The following is a 6,237-nucleotide window of genomic DNA, read 5'->3' on the forward strand; positions in this document are numbered from 1 at the left end:
GGCGGTGGTGATGCGCAAGGCGTCGACCTTGTGGGCCTGGTCTGCGTCGGCGATGGTGGAGCAGACGGTAGGAGCGCCGCACAGATGTGTCACGCCCAGATTGTCGATGGCGTCCCAGATCGCATCGGCGCGGACCGCGCGCAGGCAGATGTGTGTGCCCGCGGCCTGAGTGACGGCCCACGGCGTGCACCACCCGTTGCAGTGGAACATCGGCAGTGTCCACAGATACTTCGTCGCTCCGTCGAAGCCGTTGTGGAATGTCTCGCCGAGCGAGTTCAGGTACGCCCCGCGGTGGGAGTACATGACGCCCTTGGGTTTTCCGGTGGTACCCGAGGTGTAGTTGATGGCGATGCACTGCTGCTCGTCGTCGACGCCCCAGTGCAGTGGCTGATCGGAGAGAGCTTCGCCTTCGGCAATCAGATCGGCGTACTGCCCGGTGACGATTCCGGTGGGAACGTCCGGATAGGGGACGGTGGAGTCCGGGATCTCGACGATCTCACGCAGGCTCCCCACGTTTGCCTTGGACGAGGTGACCGAACCGACGAATTCGGAGTCCACGAACAGGATCGTGGTTCCCGAGTGATCGAGAATGTATTCGAGTTCGGGACCGGCGAGGCGTGAGTTCAGGGCGATCAGGACCCCGCCGGCGAGGGGGACGGCAAAATGCGCGAACAGCATCTCGGGTACGTTCGGCGCCAGGTATGCAACGCGGTCACCGGGCTGAATGCGTTCACGCAGGACGCGGGCCAGAGCCGCGACCTCGTCACCGAACTCTCGGTACGAGTAGGTCCGGTCGCCGTGAACGACGGCGGTGCGCTCGGGGAACACCGCGGCGCTGCGCTCGAGAAAGCGCAGCGGACTGAGCGGGGTGTTGTTGGCTGCGACAGCTGTCGGGACAGACACGGTTCCTCCGAAGGCGACGTGGCACGGTTGGTGTCACGATAAGTGTGATCGGCACTACAAATGGCCTGGATGCACGCTATTGCCCAGCCAAAGGTGCCGCTACCCTCTGAATTGGGTACGTGGAGGTGAGAGTGAGCAGGGTACTGAGACCGAGCGACGACGACGCGTTGCGCGCCGAACTGCGTCGGCTGCACCCCAAAACCGAGTTGCCGGTTCTGTTCGGCGGCTGCGTCAGCGACCGGTCGCTGACCATCACCGGTCACGTCGGCACGCGCAGCAACATCCTGCGAAACCTGCGGATCGACGCCGAATGCGGACTCGGCGGTCGGGCGATCGCAGAACAACGACCGGGCGCGGTCCAGGACTACGCGAACTCGTCGCACATCACTCACGACTACGACTACGAAGTGGGCACCGAAGCGATCGAATCCTTGATGGCAGTCCCGATCGTCGTACGCGGGGTTACTCGCGGAGCGATCTACGGAGGACTGCGTGCCAACCTGCCGATCGGCGACGTGATCGCCGAGACGATGATGCGATCGTCGTACGCGTTGGCCCGAGAATTCGAGATTCGCGACGAAGTGGATCGTCGGGTGGCGATGCTCGATACCGCTGCGGTGGAACATGGTTCGAACCGCGATGCCCAGATATCCGAAGGGCTGACCGAGAGCGTCCTGGCGCTCGGTGAGATCGCGGCGAACCTCGAGGACATGGCTCTCAGCGCGCAGGTCCTCGCGGTCGAGGCAAAGTTGCGGGCGTTGGCGTCGCCGAAACCTTCCGCGAACACTCCAGTCGCGAACACCGTTGTCCTGTCGCCACGCGAGCGGGAGGTGATGGGGTACGTCGCTCTCGGACTGCGCAATGCCGAGATCGCCGAGAGGTTGTCCCTGAGCGTCGAAACGATCAAGACGTACATGAGGAATCTGATGGGAAAACTCGACGTCCGCAGTCGTCACGAAGCGGTCGTGGAAGCGCGGCGGCAAGGTTTGATTCTGTGAGGGCTTGATTCTCTGATCGGTCCCGCCAAGCGGAATTTCGGAACTGCGTCGCCACTCCGGTTGATATGACGGACCTCACTATCGGCAGAGTTCGACACGAGTGATGAGGGCATCGATGCAGGATTTGTTCGACAACAACGACATGACCGGCCTGGCCGAAGCGATCAAGAGCGGCGACGTCTCCGCCAAGGAAGTCCTCGAGTTCAGTCTGGACAGGCTCGACGAGCGCAACCCGGCAGTCAACGCGGTGATCAGTGAGCGCCGAGAGGAAGCGCGCAACGAGGTATCAGGCGGCCTGCCGGATGGTCCACTGCAGGGCGTCCCGTTCGTGATCAAAGACCTCGGCATGGACGTCGCAGGATTGCCGAGCACCAATGGATCTCGATTGTTCGCCGACGCTGTGGCAGAAAAAGATTCGACGCTCGTCGAGCGCTACCGCCAGGCTGGTCTGGTTGTCATCGGCAAGACGAACACCCCGGAGTTCGGCAAGAACGCGAGTACCGAACCTGCGCTGTTCGGACCCACCCGTAACCCTTACGCCCTTGATCGTTCGCCCGGCGGATCTTCGGGTGGCACGGCTGTAGCTGTTGCCGTCGGGATCGTGCCAGGCGGGCATGCCAGCGACGGTGGTGGATCGATCCGTATTCCCGCATCGGCCTGCGGCCTGGTAGGCCTCAAGCCGAGCCGAGGACGTACTCCGACGGCACCGGCGCGCACGCTCTTCTCGTCGCCGATGAGTGTTCATCACGCGCTCACCCGAAGTGTCCGCGACACTGCGTTGCTTCTCGATCTGTCCGCCGGGCCGACAGTGGGCGATCCTTACGTGATCCTGGCGCCGAAGCGGCCGTACATCGAGGAAGTGGGTGCCGATCCCGGACGGTTGCGGATCGGTTTGAGTACCGCTCTTCCTGACGGCACCCCGGTGGACCCGGAGTGCTCGGCCGTCGCGACCGGTGTTGGCGGCCTGCTCGAAGAACTCGGTCACGATGTCACCGAGGGTGCCCCGAACTTTCCGCTCGATGCGCTCACTGCCGGGCTTTCGGTGTTGATGGGCATTCCGATGACGATCGAGGTCGACGAACGACTCGCCGCCCTGAATCGCGCGATCCGCGACGACGACCTCGAGCCGATGGCGCGGATGATCTACGACCGCGCGAAGTCCGAAAGTGCGACGAACGTCGTCAAGGCATTGCAGGAACTCGAGCGGGCCGCTCAGGTGATCGGTGCGTTCTTTGTCGATCACGACCTGTTGCTGACTCCGACGATGGCTCGGCCGGCAGCTCCGCTCGGTCTGCTCGCTACGGCGAATCCTATGTCGATCTGGGAGCATTCGGCCGGGTACAGCGGCTTGACCAGTCCGTTCAACAGTTCAGGTCAGCCGGCGATTTCCTTGCCGATGGGTCATGACTCGGCCGGCGTTCCGATAGGCGTGCAGTTGGTCGGCGCGTTCGGCCGTGAAGATCTGCTGATTCAGGTTGCGTCGCAGCTCGAAACAGCCCGTCCGTGGTCCATTGCGCCGGTGTGGCCGCCGGTCCCGGCGTAGCGCGCGGTCGTCCGAGCCGGGGAGGACGTCAGGCGATGATGCGAATCGGCCACTGGCCGTCCACATCTGCCACGTCCCTCCCTTGGCTGAGAAGGTACTCGGCGAAATCGCGTTGCCGCTCTGCGTGCCAATCGGCTTGATCGACCATGAGATCGAGCCCCAGGATGTCGGGGAACCGCACGGCCAACTCGCGGGCCAACGCTGCCGCAGCTTTGGCATCGGCCTCGGCTTCGTGCGCCGACTCCAATGAAATTCCGTAGTGCTCGCACACGGCCGCAAGCGTTCGCTTGCCCTTGCGGAACGTATCCATCGCCCGATCGATCACGTACGGATCGATCACCAACCCCGGAACGAATGCAGGCTTGCCGATGCGCAGACCCTCGGCATGCATGACCGTCAGATCATAGGAGGCATTGAACGCCACGACGGCGTGATCGCGCGCCCAGGAATTGTGCAGAGCCTCGCGAATCTCTTCGTAGCCCTCGGAATAATCCTGGCCGTGTTGCGCCGCGAACTCGGTGCTGATGCCGTGAACAGCCGAGGCGCCGGCGGGGATGTCGACGCCGGGATCGAGTAGCCACGTGCGTGTTTCGACACTCGAACCGTCGATCACCGCGACGCAGGCACTGACGATACGAGCGGTCGACGGATCCCGCCCCGTGGTCTCGAGGTCGAACGCGCAGATCGGGCGATCGGACCAGCTACTCATCGGGGGCCTTTCGGTGCAGAACGTCATGTCCGAATCACTATGCACCCCCCTACCGACACAAACGACGAACAGCCACCTCCGGGGTGACGGTGGAGGTGGCTGCTGCGTGACTGTGTGACGGACCTACAGAATCTCGGTTCCGACCGTGAAGCGATCCATGACGTCTTCGCGCGGAGTCACACCGAAGCCCGGTCCCTGCGGCACGGCGATGTGGCCGTCCTCGATGACAAAAGGTTCGGTGATGTCTTCCTTGTAGAAGCGATCGGACGCCGAGATGTCGCCGGGCAGCGTGAATCCGTCCAACGCCGCGAGGGCTGCGTTGGCGGCGCGGCCGATTCCGGTCTCGAGCATTCCGCCGCACCACACCGCAATACCGTGCGCCGAGGCGAGATCGTGAATGCGCTTGGCTTCCAGATATCCACCGACACGGCTCGGCTTGATGTTGATGACCGAAGCGGCGCCGAGCGTGATGGCATCCGCCGCATCCTTGGCCGACTCGACCGACTCGTCGAGGCAGATCGGAGTCGAAAGGGACTGGGCGAGCTTGGCGTGCTGCACCAAATCGTCCTCGGCCAGCGGCTGTTCGATGAGGAGCAGTGCGAATTCGTCCAGGCGACGGAGCAACTGCGCGTCGACGAGGGTGTACGCGGCGTTCGCGTCGACCTGCAGAGGAACGTCGTAGCCGAACTCCTTGCGCACCGCAGCCACGGGAGCGATGTCCCAGCCCGGCTTGATCTTCAGCTTGATTCGCACGTAACCCTGCGACAGATAGTTGCCGACGGTTTCGAGTAGCTGCGGAATGCTGTCCTGGATGCCGACGGACACTCCCGAGGGCACCCGAGTGCGAGTGGCACCGAGGTACCGAGCGAAAGACTGTCCACGAGCCCGCAATTCAGCATCGAGGATTGCCATTTCGATAGCCGACTTCGACATCTGGTGACCCACGACGTGGTGAAGTACGCTGCCGACCGTCTCGGCCGAGAGCGGCTGATCCGACTGCGACTTACGCAGCGTCGGAACGAGATACTCGCGAAGCATCGCCCGCGCACCAGCGGTGTATTCGGAGTTGTAGTACGGATCGCTGAGCGAGCCGCACTCGCCCCAGCCGACGGTCTCCACCGGACCGTTGGGGCCGTCGGTGGTGCCGCTCACTTTCAGGACGAGGGTGTTGCGCTCGAGCTGGGTGCTGAATGACGTGGTGAAGGGGGAGACGAGAGGGATGCGCAGTTCGCGCAATTCGACGGACTCAATGTGCATGGACTTGCTCTTCTCCGGTTGTCTCGCAGATTTTCGTGAACATGTAATAGCCGCTGGGGTCGAAGCCGGTCGATTGCCATTCCTTCGAGGCGATCAGTGGTTCGAGGTACTCGCGAAGCGCGTGTCGCCAGGCAAAGGCAGAGGCGCGGTCGACTGTTCTCAGATGCTCGATGTCTCTGGGTATTCCGACTGCGATATCGACGCAGTCGGGTGGGATCGGGAGCATTCGAGGCGTACCGTCTTCGGTGGGTTGAAGCACCTTGAATGTATCATTCACGGCCACAGTAGAACTCGGAGATCCATCGACGTCGAGGTCCCAACTGACGAGCATACGATCGCTGGCGTCGCCTGCGTTGATTCCGTCTGCCATCGACCCGTAGAAATCCGGGTTGTATTCGGCCGGTTCGGCTCCGAGACGCTGAATGTTGAAATAGGCATTTCGTGCGACCAGTGGATCGAAGGTCCACCGGATCGTCCTGACGCCGCGCTCGATGCACCAGTCTCGCTGATGATGCTTGAGGGCGCGGCCGATTCCCTTGCCTGCGTGTCCCGGTAGTACTCCGGCGATGTGTGAGTGCAGAACCTCGCCGAGAGGCTCGACGAAGAATCCGACGCAACCACCGATCATTTCGCCTTCGGAAAAGGCTCCCACCACGTAGTGACCACCGTGGTGAAGCGCAACCAACATCGCAGTGCCGAAATGAGCCGGTCCGGGACTGGTAGCCCAGATCTCGTCGAAAACGGCGGATAGATCGGCTATTTCGCGGGTATCGACCAGTTCTCGAAACTCAACCGCTTTGCTTTTCGACACGAGGGCCCCCTTCAGA

General features: G+C 62.7%; 6 protein-coding genes. 2 read left to right on the plus strand and 4 right to left on the minus strand.

The window, feature by feature from the left end; all coding sequences use genetic code 11:
* Positions 1-903 (minus strand): AMP-binding protein (locus A2J01_RS29815; RefSeq protein WP_156519446.1); only part of this gene is annotated, 903 nt, incomplete at its 3' end.
* Between the two features lie 131 nt (positions 904-1,034).
* Here A2J01_RS29815 and A2J01_RS29820 point away from each other — a divergent pair.
* Both A2J01_RS29820 and A2J01_RS29825 read left to right on the plus strand, forming a co-directional pair.
* On the plus strand, positions 1,035-1,901 hold the full coding sequence (locus A2J01_RS29820; RefSeq protein WP_030535167.1) for a helix-turn-helix transcriptional regulator: 867 nt from the start codon (positions 1,035-1,037) through the stop codon (positions 1,899-1,901).
* Between the two features lie 115 nt (positions 1,902-2,016).
* Positions 2,017-3,444, plus strand: a complete 1,428-nt coding sequence (locus tag A2J01_RS29825; protein WP_064114171.1) for an amidase — start codon at positions 2,017-2,019, stop codon at positions 3,442-3,444.
* A 28-nt stretch (positions 3,445-3,472) separates the two neighbouring features.
* Here A2J01_RS29825 and A2J01_RS29830 read toward each other — a convergent pair whose 3' ends face one another.
* The 3 genes from A2J01_RS29830 to A2J01_RS29840 all read right to left on the minus strand — a co-directional run.
* Positions 3,473-4,153, minus strand: a complete 681-nt coding sequence (locus A2J01_RS29830) for a 3'-5' exonuclease (protein ID WP_064114172.1) — start codon at positions 4,151-4,153, stop codon at positions 3,473-3,475.
* 123 nt (positions 4,154-4,276) lie between these two features.
* The gene (gene menC / locus A2J01_RS29835) at positions 4,277-5,410 is read right to left on the minus strand and encodes an o-succinylbenzoate synthase (RefSeq protein WP_030535169.1); all 1,134 of its coding nucleotides are present in this window, start codon (positions 5,408-5,410) and stop codon (positions 4,277-4,279) included.
* On the minus strand, positions 5,400-6,237 hold an 838-nt coding region (locus A2J01_RS29840; protein ID WP_231916084.1), incomplete at its 5' end, for a GNAT family N-acetyltransferase. The genes A2J01_RS29840 and menC, both read right to left, overlap by 11 nt.

It is taken from the genome of Rhodococcus sp. EPR-134 (assembly GCF_001647205.1).
Lineage (GTDB): Bacteria > Actinomycetota > Actinomycetes > Mycobacteriales > Mycobacteriaceae > Rhodococcus_F > Rhodococcus_F qingshengii.

Excerpts from the sequence above, each read along its gene's own strand:
- A2J01_RS29830 (WP_064114172.1), bottom strand. The coding sequence starts at position 4,153 with ATGAGTAGCTGGTCCGATCGCCCGATCTGCGCGTTCGACCTCGAGACC.
- A2J01_RS29825 (WP_064114171.1), top strand. The coding sequence starts at position 2,017 with ATGCAGGATTTGTTCGACAACAACGACATGACCGGCCTGGCCGAAGCG.
- menC (WP_030535169.1), bottom strand. The coding sequence starts at position 5,410 with ATGCACATTGAGTCCGTCGAATTGCGCGAACTGCGCATCCCTCTCGTC.